This window comes from Pseudomonas sp. E102, from assembly GCF_052660185.1.
The window spans coordinates 2,159,136-2,176,533 of the sequence record NZ_CP084025.1; the positions used below are offsets into that span (position 1 = coordinate 2,159,136).

At 60.3% G+C, this 17,398-nt stretch carries 14 protein-coding genes and 2 pseudogenes; 9 read left to right on the top strand and 7 right to left on the bottom strand.

All coding sequences use genetic code 11. The features are described 5' to 3' along the window. Positions 1-89 precede the first annotated feature (89 nt). The 4 genes and pseudogenes from DOCECA_RS09775 to DOCECA_RS09790 all read left to right on the top strand — a co-directional run. A pseudogene (locus DOCECA_RS09775) lies at positions 90-1,346 on the top strand (ABC transporter ATP-binding protein); the annotation flags it as partial. Between the two features lie 153 nt (positions 1,347-1,499). Further along, positions 1,500-2,813, top strand: a pseudogene (locus DOCECA_RS09780) (polysaccharide pyruvyl transferase family protein); the annotation flags it as partial. Next, the gene (locus tag DOCECA_RS09785) at positions 2,807-3,493 is read left to right on the top strand and encodes a 2OG-Fe(II) oxygenase (protein ID WP_434647836.1); all 687 of its coding nucleotides are present in this window, start codon (positions 2,807-2,809) and stop codon (positions 3,491-3,493) included. The pseudogene DOCECA_RS09780 and the gene DOCECA_RS09785, both read left to right, overlap by 7 nt. Then, positions 3,486-5,645 (top strand): glycosyltransferase, encoded by a 2,160-nt coding sequence (locus tag DOCECA_RS09790; RefSeq protein ID WP_445571875.1) that lies wholly within the window; start codon positions 3,486-3,488, stop codon positions 5,643-5,645. Before DOCECA_RS09785 ends, DOCECA_RS09790 begins: the two co-directional genes overlap by 8 nt. Here DOCECA_RS09790 and DOCECA_RS09795 read toward each other — a convergent pair. The 3 genes from DOCECA_RS09795 to DOCECA_RS09805 form a co-directional block, all read right to left on the bottom strand. Then, positions 5,612-6,448: an NAD-dependent epimerase/dehydratase family protein gene (locus DOCECA_RS09795; protein ID WP_434647831.1), complete on the bottom strand. Its 837-nt coding sequence runs from the start codon at positions 6,446-6,448 to the stop codon at positions 5,612-5,614. The genes DOCECA_RS09790 and DOCECA_RS09795 overlap by 34 nt on opposite strands. 25 nt (positions 6,449-6,473) lie before the next feature. Next, positions 6,474-7,421, bottom strand: coding sequence for a glycosyltransferase family 2 protein (locus DOCECA_RS09800; protein ID WP_445571876.1), 948 nt, complete (start codon positions 7,419-7,421; stop codon positions 6,474-6,476). 72 nt (positions 7,422-7,493) lie between these two features. Beyond that, positions 7,494-8,063: a hypothetical protein gene (locus DOCECA_RS09805; RefSeq protein WP_434701946.1), complete on the bottom strand. Its 570-nt coding sequence runs from the start codon at positions 8,061-8,063 to the stop codon at positions 7,494-7,496. Between the two features lie 52 nt (positions 8,064-8,115). Between DOCECA_RS09805 and DOCECA_RS09810 the strand changes: the two genes are divergently transcribed. Beyond that, positions 8,116-8,541, top strand: a complete 426-nt coding sequence (locus tag DOCECA_RS09810) for a YciI family protein (protein ID WP_445571877.1) — start codon at positions 8,116-8,118, stop codon at positions 8,539-8,541. A 23-nt stretch (positions 8,542-8,564) separates the two neighbouring features. Then, the gene (locus tag DOCECA_RS09815) at positions 8,565-8,972 is read left to right on the top strand and encodes a VOC family protein (protein WP_420763671.1); all 408 of its coding nucleotides are present in this window, start codon (positions 8,565-8,567) and stop codon (positions 8,970-8,972) included. Positions 8,973-9,073: 101 nt separating this feature from the next. On the opposite strand, the gene DOCECA_RS09820 is transcribed toward DOCECA_RS09815, so the two are convergent. Beyond that, positions 9,074-10,510, bottom strand: a complete 1,437-nt coding sequence (locus DOCECA_RS09820; RefSeq protein ID WP_445571878.1) for an amidase — start codon at positions 10,508-10,510, stop codon at positions 9,074-9,076. A gap of 116 nt (positions 10,511-10,626) precedes the next feature. Between DOCECA_RS09820 and DOCECA_RS09825 the strand changes: the two genes are divergently transcribed. Next, complete coding sequence (locus DOCECA_RS09825) at positions 10,627-11,199, top strand: TetR/AcrR family transcriptional regulator (protein ID WP_445571879.1); 573 nt, start codon at positions 10,627-10,629, stop codon at positions 11,197-11,199. Between the two features lie 27 nt (positions 11,200-11,226). Further along, on the top strand, positions 11,227-12,129 hold the full coding sequence (locus tag DOCECA_RS09830; protein ID WP_445572157.1) for a LysR substrate-binding domain-containing protein: 903 nt from the start codon (positions 11,227-11,229) through the stop codon (positions 12,127-12,129). 93 nt (positions 12,130-12,222) lie between these two features. Here the strand turns inward: DOCECA_RS09830 and DOCECA_RS09835 are convergent, their stop codons facing one another. The 3 genes from DOCECA_RS09835 to DOCECA_RS09845 all read right to left on the bottom strand — a co-directional run bounded on the left by DOCECA_RS09835 (position 12,223) and on the right by DOCECA_RS09845 (position 16,395). Beyond that, positions 12,223-13,779 carry a TerC family protein gene (locus DOCECA_RS09835; RefSeq protein ID WP_445571880.1) on the bottom strand — a complete coding sequence of 519 codons (1,557 nt, stop codon included), beginning with the start codon at positions 13,777-13,779 and terminating at the stop codon, positions 12,223-12,225. Between the two features lie 271 nt (positions 13,780-14,050). Continuing rightward, the gene (chrA, locus tag DOCECA_RS09840) at positions 14,051-15,412 is read right to left on the bottom strand and encodes a chromate efflux transporter (RefSeq protein WP_445571881.1); all 1,362 of its coding nucleotides are present in this window, start codon (positions 15,410-15,412) and stop codon (positions 14,051-14,053) included. A gap of 113 nt (positions 15,413-15,525) precedes the next feature. Then, positions 15,526-16,395: an NmrA/HSCARG family protein gene (locus DOCECA_RS09845; protein ID WP_445571882.1), complete on the bottom strand. Its 870-nt coding sequence runs from the start codon at positions 16,393-16,395 to the stop codon at positions 15,526-15,528. 117 nt (positions 16,396-16,512) lie between these two features. Between DOCECA_RS09845 and DOCECA_RS09850 the strand changes: the two genes are divergently transcribed. Continuing rightward, positions 16,513-17,388, top strand: coding sequence for a LysR family transcriptional regulator (locus tag DOCECA_RS09850; protein WP_434606115.1), 876 nt, complete (start codon positions 16,513-16,515; stop codon positions 17,386-17,388). Positions 17,389-17,398 lie beyond the last annotated feature (10 nt).

Consider the following 17,398-nt stretch of genomic DNA (forward strand, 5'->3'; position numbering starts at 1 on the left):
CATCTGTGCTTAACTCATTCGTAGCACCCAGCGAAGGACGGATTCAGTAGCGCCGCAATAGGGTCGTGATTCATGGAAGGGTTTTGCCGATGTCGTTTGAAGTGGCCATCAGTGCCGAGAACCTGAGCAAGTGTTATCAGATTTACGAGGCGCCCAAGGACCGTCTGTTGCAGATGCTGGTGCGCGGCAGGAAGCGTTTCTACCGCGAGTTCTGGGCCCTGGACGATGTTTCCCTGACCATCGCCAAGGGGGAGACCGTCGGCATCATCGGCCGTAACGGCAGTGGCAAATCCACCCTGTTGCAACTGATCTGCGGAACGTTGACGCCGACCCGGGGAAGCGTCCGTGGGCATGGACGGATTGCGGCGTTGCTTGAGCTGGGGTCCGGTTTCAATCCGGAGTTCACCGGCCGCGAAAACGTCTATGTGAATGCGGCGGTGCTGGGCTTGAGTCGCGCGGAGATCGACGCTCGGTTCGAAGACATCATCGCCTTCGCCAACATCGGCGACTTTATCGACCAGCCCACCAAGATCTACTCCAGCGGGATGCTGGTGAGGCTCGCTTTCGCCGTTTCGGTTTGTGTGGAGCCGGAGATCCTGATCGTCGATGAGGCTCTTTCCGTCGGCGATGCATCCTTTCAATTCAAATGCCTGAATCGGCTCGAAGAGCTGGCGGCCAAAGGCACGACGCTGCTGTTCGTCTCCCATGACATGAGCATGGTCAAGCGCTTCTGCCACCGGGTGATCTATCTGCGCGGCGGGCGGGTCGTCGCCAGCGGATCGCCCGATGAAATGGCCGAGTTGCACTTGCTCGACATGCGTGATGAGCAACGGCGCTGGGCCAGTGGCGGTGCCACACAGGTGACGCGCAAGCCGTTCATGGGTGGCCAGGAGGGGATCGCCTTCGGGACCGAAGAGGGGCACATCAGCGCTGCCTGCTTCACCAATACCCAACAGCCTTGCTCCAGTTACCTGTATGGCGATGACATCGAGATCCGCGTCGAGGTGGTGCTGCATGAATCGATCACGCAACCCAACATCAGTTTCACTGTGCAGGAGGCAAGGCTGCTGGTGATTGGCGGCGGCAACTTCGCGCTGTCACCGGGCCCGGCCGAAAACGGCTGGCGGCGGTCGGCGATCACGGTGCGCTTCCCGGCCAACCTCGCCGAGGGACGCTATCATGTCACCCTCAAGCTGTTGCACGGCGCCACGGAAGAGACCTCGCAGTTGATCGAGAAACAGGTCGCGCCATTAGCGTTCGATATGTTGCCAAACCACAGGAATTTTCTGGGCATGGTCGACCTGGGATTGCAGCGGGTCGGCTCGCGAGCGGTTGAGACGCTTGCCGAGGCTTGTCGGACTCAAGGAGAGGAAACGATGACGGAACACCCGGACGAGCACACATGGCAGGTTGCTATATGTGGCACTTTTGATGTCGAGAATTACGGCGACCTGCTGTTTCCGATCATTGCCGAGGCGGAGTTGGCCCAGCGCTTGGGTCGAGTCGAGCTGCATCGGTTTTCCTACCATGAAAAGAAACCACCTGAGTGGCCCTACGCGGTAACGTCGCTGACGGAGCTTCCCCATGTCGCGGCCCGCCTGGATGGCGTCTTGATCGGCGGCGGTTTCCTGATTCGATTCGATAAAGTCGTTGCCCACGGCTATGGTCCGACAACGCCCGATATTCATCACCCGACCGGCTATTGGCTGACGCCTGCGCTGATCGCGCTGCAGCACGCGATTCCGGTGATCTGGAACGCCCCCGGGATGCACTGCAACGGTGTCCCCGATTGGGCCAGGCCTTTGTTGACGATGGCCCTGGAGCAAAGCCAGTACGTGAGGGTTCGTGATGCCCTCACGCGCGACACCCTTGGCGCGCTCACCCAGCGCGCCGAGATCGAGGTGCTGCCCGATACCGCGTTCGGCTTGCCCCGCTTGATCGACGAGCAGCAGCCCTGCGCTGAGTTCATTCGCCTGCGCGAGAGCGCTGGGCTGACGGGGCCCTATATCGTGATCCACGCCATCCACGTGGTGGAGTCCTTCGTAAAACTGTTCGAAGACCACCCCGAGGCGTTCCAGGATTATCAGTTCCTGGTGGTGCCGATAGGTCCGGTGTTGGGTGACGATCCGTCCGTCATTGCCGCGCGCCTGCCCGGGGCCATTACCTTGGAGGTCTGGCCAGAACCGTTGCTGATGGCAGAGATTATCAGCCAGGCGCAAGCGGTGATCGGCCATAGCTACCACTTGGCGATCACCGCCCTGGCGTTTGGCGTCCCGGTGTTTTGCTCGGCGGACCTGACCACGGGCAAGTACACGGCACTGGCGGGGTTCGACTCGCTTCATGCCTTGCCGGAGGCTGGGACGATCGACCCGCAATGGTTCGTTTCGCGCGTCGGCAAGACCCGTCCATCGCCGGCGGCGCTAGAGGCGGCGGATCGGTTGGTCGAGCACTGGGATCGGGTCGCGACGATCATTCGCCAGGGTAAAACCTCATCCCAACCTGCATTGGGCGCGTTTATGCAGCACCTGCCCAATCTGCTCGAAGCCGCCGTCCAGGGACATGAACCGTTGGCGGTTGAGTCGACGGCAAGCCACATCGTACCGGAGCCGGGCATCATCGAGCCGGCGCCAGACCTCGCTGCGCAGGACCTGGCCCAGCAACATCGGATAGTCCAGCTCAGCCAGCAGTTGGCCCTCAGTGACGCCAGGATGCTTGAGCTGCAGAATTCCAATTCGTTCCGAATGACCGCGCCACTGCGTTCCATCGCCCGTGGTATCAGAAACCTGACAGCGAACAGGAACAGACAATGCTAGATATCTCTCGTCTCACGCGTGCGGCGCTCAAAGCTCACCCGTACTCATGGGCGCAAATTGACGGCCTGTATTCGGCCGAGGATGCAACGGCGTTGGCGGCATCCTTTCCCCACGATCATTTCAAGACCGTGAGCGGATATGGTGGCGAAAAAAACTATGACTACGAGGCCCGCGCCCTGGTGGGCATGGGCACCAACGCGATTGCCTTCCCGCAGGAGCTGAGCGAAGCGTGGTTGCGGCTGGCGCGGGATCTTGGCTCGGCCGGCTATCGAGAAGCCATGTCGGAAATGACCGGGATCGATCTGCGTACCGTGCCCATGGAGGTCAACGTTTTTCATTACGGTCCCGGTGCGAGCCTCGGGGCCCATCCGGACCTGCCGGATAAACTGGTCACCCATATCCTGTATTTCAACGAGTCCTGGGACCGCAACGACGGCGGTTGCCTGAACATCCTGCATCGCAACGATCCCACCGCCGTGGCGGCCGAGATTGAACCGCTGGTGGGCAATTCGGCGGTTCTGGTGCGCTCGGATAATTCCTGGCATGCGGTCACTCCCGTGGTGAGCGGTTGCCATGCTTCCCGCCGTAGCCTGACGGCTACGTTCTATCGACCAGGGTCAGTCAGTTCCATGTGGCCGCCCGGCGACAACACACCGCTGCATGGGTACCCACGTGCTTGAGCTCGACCGAACCTTGATCGACCGCGACGCCGCGTTGGCCCAAAGAGACGCGGCCATCAATGAGCGCGACACTGCCTTGGCAAAAGTCGAGTTCCTGCAAAACACCCGTTCGTGGCGTTTCACCCGGCCACTGCGCTCGCTTTTCCGTGTGATGCGTTATGGTTTTGGCGCAGCAACGCAGGAACTTCCCGAACCCGCCGCCGCACTCGTCTACCCGGCGGCACCGGAGCCGTTGCCGAACGTTGAGGCGCAACCGGATTTTGCCACTCAAGGGCGCCTGGATATTCTCTGCTTCGCCAACATCGATTGGGCCGCACGCTTCCAGCGACCCCAGCAGTTGATGAGTCAGTTTGCGAACCATGGTCATCGGGTTTTCTACATCGTCCCCTCCAGTGTGCCGGAGCAGGGAAAGCCCTATCGGTTGACGTCAGTGGCGCCCAATGTCTTTGAAGTCGCACTGCAGCGAGGGGCGCAAGAGGCGTATTACGAAAAAACAGTGACACCTGAAAATCATCAGGCGTTATCAGGTGCCTTGGCTGCGCTGATTGCCGATATGCGCATCAGGACCGCGCTCACAGTGGTGCATATAGCCTACTGGAGTCCCGTGGTGCTCAGCCTGCGTGCCGAACGTGGCTGGCGCGTCCTCTACGATTGCATGGATGACTGGGATGGTTTCCCGAACATCGGCGAACAGCTGCTGGACGAGGAAAAGACCTTGATCGCCCAGGCGGACGTCGTCACTGTTTCCGCCGCGCTGCTACACCAGAAATGGTCCGCCCATAACCCTCGTTGCGTGCTGGTGCGAAATGCCGTGGATTTCGCTTTTTTTCGCCAGCACTGTTTTAGCAACGATGTGCTGAGCGGGCTTTGCGGCCCGGTTATCGGGTACTACGGCGCCCTGGCGCAATGGCTCGATTACCCATTGCTGGCGGCGTTGGCGGACAGGCGCCCAGGGTGGAATTTCATTCTGGTGGGAGACGTTTTCGTCGAGGACATGGCGGGCCTGGAGCACAAGCCCAATGTGCAATTGCTGGGCCGCAAGCCTTACTCGCAAATGCCGCTTTACCTGGATCATTTCGATGCCTGCCTGATTCCCTTCAGGCTCTATAACGTGACGCATGCGGTTGATCCGGTGAAATTCTATGAGTACATCAGCGCAGGCAAACCGGTGATCTCCACGCCACTGGCGGAGATGAGCCTTTATGAAGACCTGCTGTACTTCGCAACCGGTGTCGATGAGTTCATCGAGCAGATCGAACGGGCCTTGGCCGAGCGCGACCTGGCCCTGTTCAAGCGACGTGTGGAACTCGCCCGGGCCAACGATTGGAAGGACCGCTACAACAGCATGCAACAGGCTATTGTCGGGCTGTACGAAAAAGTCTCCATCGTCGTGGTGACGTACAACAACCTCAACCTGACGGTTCAATGCGTAAACAGTATTTTGCGCAATACCGCCTGGCCCAACTACCAGCTCATCGTCGTCGACAACGGCTCGGAGGACGGCACGAGGGAGTATCTGGAGCGCCTGAGTCGAGAGGTGCCGACGACAAAAGTCATCCTCAATCCTGACAATCGGGGCTTTGCCGCGGCCAACAATCAGGGCTTGCGCGAAGCCGACGGTGACGTGTTGCTGCTGCTCAATAACGACACGGTAGTGCCTGACGGCTGGCTGGATCCGTTGGTCATGCATTTGAGGGATTCGAGCATCGGCTTGGTCGGGCCGGTCACGAACACGGTCGGAAACGAAGCGAAAATTGAAATTTCCTACAGCGATATTCAACACATGCAGGCGTTTGCAGACCGTCACACCCAAGCTCACACCGGACAGTCGTTCGATATCCCGATGCTCGCAATGTTCTGTGTGGCATTTCGCCGAGGCATCCTCGACGAGGTGGGGTATCTGGATGAAGCATTCGGTATCGGAATGTTCGAAGACGATGACTACAGCCGTCGCGTGCAGGCGGCGGGCTATCGCACCGTCTGTGCCGAAGATGCGTTCGTTCATCACTACGGGCAGGCGTCCTTCAGGAAGCTGATCGCCAGTGGTGAGTACCAAGCCCTTTGGGATAAGAACCAGGCGTACTACGAAAGCAAATGGGGCGCTTGGCAGGCCCATGTTCATCGCCCAGGCAAGTCCTCATCCATCAAATGAAATGCCCTGGGAGCAAAGCCAAGCCGATCACGGGCATTCGAGTGGTCAAACACCAGGTCCTGATTCATCCGCGCCACCAATGCGCTTGAAAGGTGTCGGTAGCGGGGCAGGCAGCGCAGGATCGAAACGCCCAGGCTCACCGCTCCGGCGGGAAGAGGCAATGTTCGCGCCGGGCGTCCCATGGCCTGGAATATCCGGCCCACCATCGTGTGGTAAGGCAGCGTTTCTCCTCCCGAAAGGTTGTAGGCGCCACTGGGCAGCCCCGGCACGCTCAAGGCGCCCAGGCACGCCTGGATTACGTCCGCACCATGCACCGGTTGGCGCAACCCAGTCGCGCCGCCAATGAGCGGGAAAAATCCAAAGCGTTGGATGAAGCGCGCTATCTCTGAAATATTCTTGTCGGCGCCAAAGCCATAGATCAGGGTCGGTCGCAGAACCACCCATTCGATCCGCCGTTCGGTCGCCCACTGTTCCAACTGTTCTTCTGCGTTTATCAAGCGTTGCGCGACGTCCTTCTCCCGAACGTCAGGCGATGCTTGCTTGGCAAAGCGGCTCGTGGAGGACAGGGCCACAACACGTTTGACGCCGGTGCTGGCAAGACGCTCTAGATAATCGGGCAACACCCAAAGAGGAGCAAAGGATAGGAAAGTGTCCAGCGTCAGTCCGTGCCAGTCGCCGGTTTTTCGCCACGTCACACCGGGGCAGGGCGGCTTTGGCGGGCTTCGGGTGAATGATGTCGTCGAGTGGCCGGCCTGTGTCAGCAATGGCAATGCGCGCTCGCCCAGGAAGCTGGAGCCGCCCAATAGTCCTATCCGCACTTGAGCTCTCTTACCGTGGATTCCAGGTTTGTCCAAGCCGGTTAGTCGCGTGGCGAAGCACCACCAGGCCGAATCGAAGCCAGACCCCGATGATCACGCTGACCCATAGGACGGTTGGGTACTTGCGACGGAAAAACTTGCGATAGAAACGCAGGAACCCCAGGTGTTTGTGCCACTCGACGAAATAGGGACGGTGACGGCTGCAGCCGCCGAAGACGTGCATCACCCGGGCATCCGGCACGAACAGAACGCGCCAGCCGGCCTGATGGAACCGCATGCACCAATCCAAGTCCTCGCAATGAAGAAAATAATCCTCATCCCAAAGCCCGACGCTTTCGATCGCTTCGCGCTTGACCAGCATGCAAGCCCCGGAAATGGCCTCGACGGCAACGGGAACGCGGGGCAGCGGCTCCTTGTGCAGTAAAAAATCGGACAGCACCGATGGGAAAAGGGCCGAGAGTCGCGAAAGGCCGAAGGCCCGCATGAAAGCTCGCCTGGGCGTTGGAAACACCCTGCGCCCACCCGCTTGCTCGCTGCCGTCCGGATTGCACAGGAAGCCGCCGACCATGCCGATCCCCGGTGAGCTGCGCAGTGCCTGCAGCATGCGGTCTATGGCATCGGCGGCGAGCTCGGTGTCCGGGTTCAGGAAAAGCAGATTGGACGCCTCCGACAGGCGGGCACCTTGGTTGCACGCCGCAGCGAAGCCGAGGTTGGTGGCATTACGGACAATCTGAAGCGAGCCGGTCGCAGCGTCGATTCGCGCAAGCAGCATCAAGCTGTCATCGTGGGAGTCGTTGTCCACCACGATCACCTTGGAGGCACCGGCCGCAAACGCCGACCTGACACTCGCCAGCAAAAGGTCGCCGGCATTGTAGTTGACGATAATCACGTCACACTCGCTGTGTGGCGATGGCTTGGCCCATTCATCTATAGCGAGCAGTTCCACTGCTTCTGACATCATCACTCCATGAAGACCTGGATACGAAATAGATCGCAACTACTCAGGTCTTTATTGACGATAGCAGTTCCATTAACTTCGACCAGTTTCGTCTTGGGCCGTCAGGTAAACAGGCTTATCGCCCCGGTAAGCAACGACAAGCCCGTCATCAGAAGCGAAAGCAGCACCGCCCACTTGATCGTGCTTTTCTGGAAGTCGCCGAGGTCTCGATTGACCGAACGTGAATCGCTGACGTGGGACGACCTGACCGAGGTGGACTACATCAGCCTGGCGCAAGGCAGCGGCAACCGCTTTCTGATCGACCAGGCCCTGGCCAATCGCGATGTCCGGCCCCGGTCGTTCTGTGAAGTCAAGCACGCGCCCGCTGATGGATCCGGCGATCAGCCGGACCTTGGGGCTGATATCACGTCGCGGGCGAACATTGTCGCCCGTCGCGCAGTTGCTTTTCGACCTGCTGATAGCGATCAAGAAGTAATGATCTGCTGCGATACGCCGCACATATGGCAATTCCGGGCCCAGGCCCGGGGCCTTGCCAGGTTCAAGCGTCGCGCTTGGCGAAGATGCTCCAGCGGTCTGCATAAGCCATCTGAAAAATAATCGAGCGACCTTGTCGATTTCGCCTGCCCCCATTCGATTAGTCATGGAGCCCTCTCACGGACGGCTCAACAGTCCTCTACTCTAAGGAGATTCGAGCATGCGATTTATGGTTATCATCAAGGCCAGCCCGGAATCGGAAGCCGGGGAAATGCCCAGCGCGCAACTGCTGGCCGCCATGGGCGCTTACAACGAAGAGTTGGTCAAGGCCGGGGTGATGCTCGCCGGGGAAGGCCTGCATCCCAGTGCCCAGGGCGTGCGCGTGCGCTTTTCCGGTAAGGACCGGAGCGTCGTCAAGGGCCCCTTCGCTGAAACCAGGGAGCTGATCGCCGGCTTCTGGATCTTCCAGGTCAATTCATTGCAGGAGGCCATCGACTGGGTCAAGCGTTGCCCGAACCCGATGGTCAGCGACAGTGAAATCGAGATTCGCCAGATCTTCGAAGCCGAGGAATTTGGCGAGTCCTTTACCCCCGAGTTGCGCGAGCAGGAAGATCGCTTGCGGGCTCAGATGTCTGGTCAACAATGAAACGGTGACAGGAGAAAAGCACCATGAAAATCATTCCGTACCTGACCTTCGACGGCCGCTGCAAGGAAGCCTTTGCGTTGTACAAGGAGGTGCTTGGCGGCGAACTGTTTTCCATGTCCTTCGCCGACGCGCCAGAGGACGTGGGCATGCCCAAGGACCCAAACCTGATCATGCACGCCTGCCTGACGGTCGGCGATTTCAGCCTGATGGCTTCCGACTGCCCGCCTTGCCAGCCGTTCAGCAAGCCGCAGGGCGTGTCGGTTTCCCTCAACGTCGACAGCGCGCAGGAGGCTGAGCGACTCTTCAAAGGCTTGAGCGAGGGCGGCCAGGTACAAATGCCATTGGCGCAGACATTCTGGGCGGAACGTTTTGCGATGTTCGAAGACCGTTTCGGAGTGGCCTGGATGGTCAATTTCGAAGGGCGGAAATAAACCGGGTCGCGTGCAGCCAAAAAAACCACTCGAATGAGTGGTTTTTGTTGTGCGGACTTTATGTTTTCAAGTTGAAGCCGCCGTGGTGTAAGCCCCCCGCGTCAAAGCTTCCCAGCCCAAACCTCGGGTTTGCGTCCAGCCCAAGGCAACACACCCTCCAGCTGTCCCGCCAGACGCAGCAACCTGTCTTCCCGACCAAAACCCGCCGAGAACTGCATGCCGATTGGCAGGCCGATATACGGATCGAACGCAAGTGGCATGGACATGGCAGGGGACCCCGTCACGTTTGCCAATGCGGTGAACGGCGAATGGCTGAAGACCCGATCCATCCAGCCCCTGCCATCCAGGAACTCCTGGCCTTCGTTATAGTGGCCAATGGCAGGAGGCAGCGCTGGCAGTGTCGGGCTCATCAAGATGTCGAAGTTGCAGAAAAAGCTGCCCATGCTGCGAGTGACGAGGTTCCTTGAATGCATGGCCCCAAGCAGATCGATGGCAGTGAGTTCACTGCCCATTCGATGCAGCGAAAGCGTGGCGGGCTCCAGTGTGCTGTCATCGACGGGCCGGCCGGTTGCCGCTGCGATGGCATTGATCCAGGCTGCGGTGTTGGCTGACCAGAAGCGGGCATTCATTTCAACGAAGGCGTCCCAGCTCAGGCCGATGTCCAGGCGGATCTCTTCCACACGGTGCCCCAGGCCTTCGAGCTGGGCGGCAACCTGGCGAGTGGCTGTCGCGACCGGCTCGGCGCAGCGAGTGCCGTTCAGCGGATGCGGGAGCAGGCCGATGCGCAGTGACCCGGGGGCGCGATTCAATTCGGATAGATAGGGCTGCTGCGGCCTGGCGATCTCAAAGGGATCACCCAGGGCGGCGCCCTCGATGGCATCCAGTAAAGCAGCGCTGTCACGCACGGTTCGACTGATGACACCGTGCACCGCAAGCCCGGCCCATACTTCGTCCACCGCCGGGCCCATCGCAATCCTGCCCCGGCTGGGCTTGAGCCCGAACAGTCCGGTGGCGGCGGCGGGTACGCGGATAGAGCCGCCGCCATCGGTGGCGTGCGCCGCCGGTACGAGGCCGGCGGCTACAGCGGCGGCCGAACCACCGCTTGACCCGCCTGCGCTGCGACTCAGATCCCACGGGTTGCGTGTCGGCCCTGGAAATACGGCTTCGGTGGTGGTGCTGGCCGCCAGTTCCGGCGTGTTGGTCCTGCCGAGGGTTACCAGTCCCGCTTGGCGCAAGCGCGTCATCAGGGTGGAGTCTTCGTCGGCGATGCATCCGGCGGCCAGGCGACTGCCCAGCTCATTCAGACGCCCTTTGGCGGTCAGCCCGAGGTCCTTGACCAGGAACGGCACGCCCTGGAACGGCCCGGACGGAGCCTCGGGTTCAGTTTCCCAAACCTCTACCAGCCCATTGATTTTCGGGTTGAGCTGTTCGATAGCGGACAAGGCCGCGGCCCGGACTTCATCTTGGGTGACGTGACCGTTGGCGATCAGCTCAGCCAGGCCCAGTGCATCGTATTCGGCGTATTCAGCGCTTTTCATCACATTTCTCCGAGCCAATTGCCTGGCAAAAGCGTTATGATTTACTCGTCGGTATCGAGTGATACTGATTGGTATAGTAAGATACCGTCGAGTATCGATGTCAAGCGGAGAGCATCATGCGGCCCGAACGTATTCCCCAGTTAGCCCCCAAAGAAAGGATTCTCGATGCTGCCGAGGCGCTGTTTTTCAGCGAGGGCATCAGTCGGGTGACGGTGGATGCCATCGCGGCGAAGGCCAAGTCGACCAAGATGACGGTGTACCGGCATTTCGATTCGAAAGACGCGCTGGTGCTTGAATGGCTACGTTTGCTCGTCGAGAAATATGCCGAGGTCTTCGAGGCGCTGTCGGCGCAACACATCGACGATCCCAAGGCGCAGATTCTCGGGTTTGCCGAGTTCATCGCCCACGACCTTTCGGCGTCGTCATACAGAGGCTGTCCATTCACCAATTCGCTGGCGGAAATACCCGAGTCGGCCAATCCCGCCCGCGTTCTGATCGAGGAACATAAAAAGCGTCAGTTCTTGCGATTGGTCGCGCTCTGTGAAGAAGCTGGCCTGCCCGAGCCGGACGAAGTGGCAATGGAGCTCACGTACCTGATGGAAGGGGCCCAGGTCGTTGCGCAGAACAAAAGCATCGAGGACGTCGGCGCAAACCTCATGACAATGGTTCAGAAAAAAATTGCTGGATAAACCGAGAGACATGACAGCGTGAAAAGAATCATTCGAGTCGATGATCTCCAAGTATTCGTGACCACGACGGATACCGGAAGCTTTTCAGCGGCAGCACGGTTGCTGGACATCTCTCCGGCATTGGCGAGCGTCGCGGTGCAACGACTCGAGGCCAGCCTGGGGGTGAGGTTGTTCGTGCGGTCCACCAGGCGGCTGCGTTTGTCGGATGACGGCGAGCGGTACCTGAGCCACGCGCGGCAGGCGCTGGAGGCCTTGGAAAATGGGGAGCTTGCCCTGGCCCAGGGGCGCGATGAAATTTCCGGGACGCTGCGCTTGTCCATGCCCTCGGACATCGGCCGCAACCTGCTTCTGCCATGGCTGGATGAGTTCCAGCAGTTGCATCCCAAGGTCCTGTTGCAGTTGCGCGTCAGCGACCAGGTGGCTGATCTGTTTACCGAACACCTGGATGCGAGCATTCGTTATGGCCAGTTGGCTGATTCAAGTCTCGTGTCCCTGGCGCTCGCGCCGTCCAACAGACGGACGGTGTGTGCCTCGCCCGACTACATTGCACGTCATGGCCGCCCAGAAACACCCGGCGAGCTGAGCAGGCATAATTGCCTTCGTTATGTGATGGGCGAGCAGACCTTCGAACGCTGGAGTTTCCAGACGCCGCAGGGAGTGGAAACCGTCCAGGTGCTGGGCAACCGCATCAGCGATGACGCTGACATCGTCAGGCGTTGGGGGGTGTCGGGACTTGGCGTCGTCTACAAATCCAAGCTCGATGTGATGGACGATATCCGCAGCGGGCGCCTGGTGGAAATCTTCCCGCCGGACTATGGCCAGCCCGCGCCGCTGCAACTGGTGTGCGCCCACCGGACCTCGCTGACGCCGGCGGTCCAGGTGTTGAGGGCATTCCTGGTGGCGCGTTTAGAGCGTTACATCAGCGGGTGAGCGACAGCGCTGCAGCGCGTACCCTGGCTACCGAACGGCCATGGTATGCGCTTCGCGGCCGCCGGCCCCGGCTGCTGGTCCCGGACAATCAGGTCAGCCCTGGTCCTCGACGCGTAACAACACCCGGGTCACCCGCCGCTCTTCCACCTCGACGACCGTCATGCTCCATTGTTCCCAACGCAGGCTATCGCCGATGATGGGCAGACGGTCCAGCAAGCTCATCACCAAGCCGGCGAGCGTTTGGTAGTCCTCCGTCGCTTTCGCCTGGAAGCCGATATGTTCGCGGACCTGGCTGAGATTCAGGGCGCCGCTGACCAAAAAACCTCCCTCCTGGGCAACGATGTTCGGACCCTCGATTTCACTGGCATCGGGCAGTTCCCCGGCGATGGACTCGAGAATGTCAGTCATGGTCAACAGGCCGACGAAATCACCGAACTCGTTCACCACGAAGGCGATGTGGGTTGACTCCTTACGCATTTGTTCCAGTGCGTTGAGGATCGTGAAACTGTCCAGCAGGTTGATGGCCTTGCGCGCCATGGCTTCCAGATTCGGCGGGTTGCCCGCCAGCATTTCCTTAAGCAGCTCTTTCTTGTGGACGAAGCCCAGGGGTTCGTCCACGCGACCTTCGCGGATCAACGGCAAGCGTGAATACGACGAATGCATCAGTGTCGTACGGATTTCCTGCGCAGTGTTCGCCAGGTCAAGGTGATCGATCTGCGCGCGATGAGTCATCACGCTGCGTATCGGGCGCTCCGCCAATTGCAGCACGCCACTGATCATCACCCGTTCCCGCCGATGGAAAACCTGTTCGGGTTCTTCGCCGGCCAACATGTCGGCTATTTCCTCGCCGACTTCGTCGGGGCCGAGCTTCTGGCCGCCCAGCAAGCGCATCACCGCGTGGGCGGTACGCTCGCGCATCGGCCGCAGACCCTGCAGGCTTTTCTTGCGCCGCGAGCGTGCCAACTGGTTGAACAATTCGATCAGGATCGAGAAGCCAATCGCGGCGTACAGATAGCCCTTCGGAATGTGGAAGCCCAGCCCTTCGGCGGTGAGGCTGAAGCCAATCATCATCAGGAAGCCCAGGCAGAGCATGATGACGGTCGGATGACTGTTGACGAAGTGGGTCAGCGGCTTGCTCGCGATCATCATCAAGCCGATGGAGAAAATCACCGCGATCATCATGACCGACAGGTGCTTCACCATGCCCACGGCGGTAATCACCGCATCCAGGGAAAAAACCGCGTCCAGCACCACGATCTGCGCGACGATGGGCCAGAACAACGCATAGGCAGCATTGCCGGAGCGTTGCGCCACGTGGCCTTCGAGGCGCTCATGCAGTTCCATGGTTGCCTTGAACAACAGGAACACACCGCCGAACAGCATGATCAAGTCTCGGCCCGAGAACGTCTTGCCGAAGATTTCGAACAGCGGGTTGGTCAGGGTCACCATCCACGAAATGCTCGCCAGCAGGCCCAGGCGCATCAGCAATGCCAGGGACAAGCCGATGACACGGGCACGGTCGCGTTGTTCGGGGGGAAGTTTATCGGCCAGGATGGCGATGAAGACAAGGTTATCGATGCCGAGCACCAGCTCCAGCACGATCAACGTCAGTAGGCCCAGCCAGGCCGTGGGATCAACGATCCATTCCATGGTTTATTTGCTCCCTCGACCGGTCAGTGCGAGGGCAAGAGGCTGCGACGAGCCTGCCCAGGGCGCGGCGACGGGGGAGAGGCGGTTGTTCGTTGAACGGCGACCGGGGGGTTCCTGAAGGGTTTTCATACAGACCTGAGGTTAAATGGGGAAGAAATCCTACAATGGTTTCCAGCGTTTCCCACGAGACGATTTATTACAGGATCTGACGAAGCAACGGCGAAGCGCAGCAAACCGTGTGATTTTCATGGCGGGTCGGGCCAACATCAATCTAGCGAAATAAGTGCACGGCCAAGCCAACAAGCCCACAGCCGAGCAATACCTGGATCACGCCCCGCTTGAAGCGAAACAACGCAATCGCCGCCCCGATCGCTATCAACGCCGAAGGCCAGTCGAGGCTGCCGCTGAACCCGGTTGGCCAGAGCACGTGGTAACCAAAGAAACACGCCAGGTTGAGGATGACCCCGACCACCGCCGCGGTGATGGCGGTCAGCGGCGCGGTGAACTTGAGCGCGTTGTGAGTCGATTCCACCAACGGCCCGCCCGCGAGAATGAACAGGAAGGAGGGCAGGAAGGTGAACCACGTCACCAACGCTGCCGCAACGGCACCGGCCAGGAACACTTGATCGGCGCCAAACACTTGCGAGACATACGCCCCGATGAAACCTACGAAAGCCACGACCATGATCAGCGGCCCGGGGGTGGTTTCGCCGAGCGCAAGGCCGTCGATCATTTGGGTCGGAGTCAACCAGCCGTAATGGCTGACCGCGCCTTGGTAAACATAGGGAAGCACCGCATACGCACCACCGAAGGTCAGCAGCGCGGCCTTGGTAAAGAACCAACTCATCTGGGTCAGCGTGCCTTCCCAACCAAACAGCGCGGTCAGGGCGGCCATTGGCAAGGCCCACAGCAAGGCGCCAATCAATCCCAGCAATGCCAGCCTTGGCCAACTGAACCGGGCATGCTCGGGCGTGGGTGTCTCGTCATCGATCAGGGCCGGGCCGAATGACTTGTTGGCGGCGCTGTGCCCACCAACCTGGAATTTTCCTGGTGCCAGGCGGCCACCGATGTAACCGATCAGCGCCGCACCCAGCACAATCAGCGGGAACGGAACATTGAAAGCGAAGATCGCCGTGAACGAGGCGGCGGCGATGGCCCAAAGCCAATTATTCTTCAACGCCCTGGAGCCGATTCGATGCGCCGCCTGCACGACGATCGCGGTCACTGCTGGCTTGATCCCGTAGAACAGGCCGGCCACTACCGGAACTTCACCAAAGGCGATGTACACCCAGGACAAGACGATCAGGATGAAAAGAGAGGGCAATACAAACAGGGCGCCGGCGATTACGCCGCCCCAGGACCGATGCAATAGCCAGCCGATGTAGGTCGCCAACTGCTGGGCCTCCGGCCCGGGAAGCAACATGCAATAGTTGAGGGCATGAAGAAAGCGTCGCTCGGAGATCCAGCGCCGTCGCTCGACCAACTCCTGATGCATGATCGAAATCTGCCCCGCTGGGCCGCCGAAGCTGATGAAGCCCAGCTTCAGCCAGAACCAGAAGGCGACGCGCAAGCTGATCGGTTCAGGTCTCGCAGGATCATTTTCAAGGGCAGATTCGGCAAACTTGGGGTTCATGGGCGATAGCTTGGAAAAGTGAGGGTGCCGCTACAGTATCGGCTGCATATGAAATTGAAAGCTATTTGTCGCAAGCCGGTGAAAGGTCATCGCCTCCCACCGGCAGCGGTCATTCAAGCGCCGCCGACGGCCTCGCGAACGAAGTCTTCATAGCTGCGCAACGGACGGCTCAGAATGGCTTGGAGTCGCTCCACCGTTCCTGCCTCGGCTTGCATGCCGAACGCCTGGATACCGGCCATCATCAGGCGCATGTCGTAGGCCAGCCAGCCAGGGCCGAACGACGCCATCTGGGTTTCGAAGGCGGCCACGTCGTCACCGCCATAAACCACCTCCCGGCCCAACGCCGAGCCCCAGGTTTGCGCCACGGCTGCGCCAGTCAGGGCCCGGGGGCCGACCAGTTCCAGCGTGAGCCGTTCGAGGGCAGCGGGTGCCCGGTCGCGTCGCAGCAATTCGGCGACGGCGATGTCGGCGATGTCTCGCGCATCGATCATCGAGACCCCGGCCGAGCCGATCGGCATCGGGTATACGCCATAGTCCTGGATGGTCTGCCGGACCATGAGCTCGTTCTGCATGAAATACGCCGGACGCAGGATGGTCGCCGGCATGTCGAGGCTTTCGAGCATGCGCTCCACCGTATGCTTGCCGGTGAAATGCGGGACATTGGTGAACCTGTCGGCATGTATCACCGACAGGTAGACGATGCGCTCGATACCGGCTTCACGCGCCAGGTTGAGTGTGATCAAGGCCTGTGTCACTTCGTCCGGCGTGACGGCGTTGAGTAGAAACAACGTGCGTACCGACGCGAGCGCGGCGCGCATCGAGGCTACGTCGGTCAGGTCGCCAACAACTTCCGTCACGCCAACCGGGAAGTCGCGCTTGCCGGGCTGACGCACCAGGGCCTTCGCTTCGGCGCCTTTCTCGGCAAGTCGTGTGGTGATGAGAGAACCGATGGTGCCCGTGGCGCCGGTGATCAAGATGCTCATGTGAATCTCCTGTCGCTGATATCAAGGAATGGCATTGCAGTGACCAGACGATAGGGCGTTGCAGGGATAAAACGAAGGCGCCAGAATGCAAACACCTCGTTTCAAAAATGGAACAACATGAACCTGAATGCGCTCATTGATTTCGCGCTGGTCGCCACCAACGAAGGATTGGGCAAGGCAAGCCGCGCCAGCGGCCGGTCGAAAGCCACCTTGTCGCGGCGCATCGCCGAATTGGAGGAACAGCTGGGCGTCAGGCTGATCGAGCGTAGCGCCCGTGGCCTCAAGCTTACCGAAGCTGGCGAAATGCTGATTGCCCGGACCGAAGGGCCGCTGGGGGAGGTGATCGAAGCCATGACGGCGACCCAGGAAGGCGTGTCGACGCCTAACGGACGCTTGCGGGTGGCGGCGCCGGTCCTGTTTTCCCAATTGACGATGGGGCGCATTGGCGCGGATTTCTGCGCGGCCTATCCGCAGGTGACGATCGATGTGCGGGCGGAGGACCGCCTGGTGGATCTCGTCGAGGAACAATTCGACGTCGCCATCCGAGTCAACCCAAGCCCGGACAGCAATCTCGTCGGACGTTGCTTCGCCAAGGACCGGTTGGTGGTCGTGGCCGCGCCTGGCGTGGCCAAGCCTGAACCCGGAGCGGTCAGGCCTGTCCCCAGTATCGTGCCTTCCAATTTCCAGCCGACCCACTGGAATCTCGATGATGGGCGCTTGATCCTGGAGCCCATCCCCAAGCTGTGGTTCTCTTCCTACCTGATGATTCGCGACGCCGCGGTCGCCGGTGGGGGCGCCGCGCTGCTTCCGAAATCGATTGCCTGGAATCAATTGGCCCGCGGCGAGTTGGTCCAGTGGGGGATGGTCGCAAGCGCCGAACGACAGTTGTGGGTCCTGCACACCTCCAGGCGCCTGGCGGCGCCGAAGGTTCGCGCGTTTGTGGACTTCCTGTGCGCCCGTTACCCGGATATGTCATTGACACTGGAAGGATAACGGAGCGGTT

Coding starts and splice junctions, on each gene's coding strand:
- DOCECA_RS09785 (WP_434647836.1), top strand. CDS start 2,807: ATGCTAGATATCTCTCGTCTCACGCGTGCGGCGCTCAAAGCTCACCCG.
- DOCECA_RS09800 (WP_445571876.1), bottom strand. CDS start 7,421: ATGTCAGAAGCAGTGGAACTGCTCGCTATAGATGAATGGGCCAAGCCA.
- DOCECA_RS09805 (WP_434701946.1), bottom strand. CDS start 8,063: ATGACTAATCGAATGGGGGCAGGCGAAATCGACAAGGTCGCTCGATTA.
- DOCECA_RS09810 (WP_445571877.1), top strand. CDS start 8,116: ATGCGATTTATGGTTATCATCAAGGCCAGCCCGGAATCGGAAGCCGGG.
- DOCECA_RS09815 (WP_420763671.1), top strand. CDS start 8,565: ATGAAAATCATTCCGTACCTGACCTTCGACGGCCGCTGCAAGGAAGCC.
- DOCECA_RS09820 (WP_445571878.1), bottom strand. CDS start 10,510: ATGAAAAGCGCTGAATACGCCGAATACGATGCACTGGGCCTGGCTGAG.
- DOCECA_RS09825 (WP_445571879.1), top strand. CDS start 10,627: ATGCGGCCCGAACGTATTCCCCAGTTAGCCCCCAAAGAAAGGATTCTC.
- DOCECA_RS09835 (WP_445571880.1), bottom strand. CDS start 13,779: ATGGAATGGATCGTTGATCCCACGGCCTGGCTGGGCCTACTGACGTTG.
- chrA (WP_445571881.1), bottom strand. CDS start 15,412: ATGAACCCCAAGTTTGCCGAATCTGCCCTTGAAAATGATCCTGCGAGA.
- DOCECA_RS09845 (WP_445571882.1), bottom strand. CDS start 16,395: ATGAGCATCTTGATCACCGGCGCCACGGGCACCATCGGTTCTCTCATC.
- DOCECA_RS09850 (WP_434606115.1), top strand. CDS start 16,513: ATGAACCTGAATGCGCTCATTGATTTCGCGCTGGTCGCCACCAACGAA.